Source organism: Plebeiibacterium sediminum, from assembly GCF_026013605.1.
GTDB classification, from domain to species: domain Bacteria; phylum Bacteroidota; class Bacteroidia; order Bacteroidales; family Marinilabiliaceae; genus Saccharicrinis; species Saccharicrinis sediminus.
Genome location: NZ_JAPDPJ010000411.1, coordinates 1 through 317, shown reverse-complemented (window position 1 = coordinate 317; position 317 = coordinate 1). Strand labels below are relative to the sequence as shown.

The following is a 317-nucleotide window of genomic DNA, read 5'->3' as shown; positions in this document are numbered from 1 at the left end:
GGAGATGTATTTTATTCAGATGTTCAAAGAACTGTTGTTGTTTATAATGATGATATTACAGGAGTTTATGAAGCTTCTGTTTCAAGAGACGGGAGGGTTATGCCTATCGTTGCAGATATTCTTATAGTGAAAGTAGGAGATATTCGTTATACGATTTCAGATTGGATTGGAGGTTGGTATGATCAATATATTGGATATGGTTCTAGATATGCATTTGCTGGGACTATGGAAATTGATGCCAATAATAACTTAATTCATAAAAGTCATAGTGATCCGTGGGGTTATGATGGCAGTTTTTCAGATTCACCTGCTGCAGT

1 protein-coding gene is annotated in these 317 nt (G+C 35.6%); it reads left to right on the top strand.

Annotation, left to right across the window (positions count from 1 at the left end):
• On the top strand, positions 1-317 hold a 317-nt coding region (locus OM075_RS25995), incomplete at both ends, for a BT_2262 family domain-containing protein (RefSeq protein ID WP_301193439.1).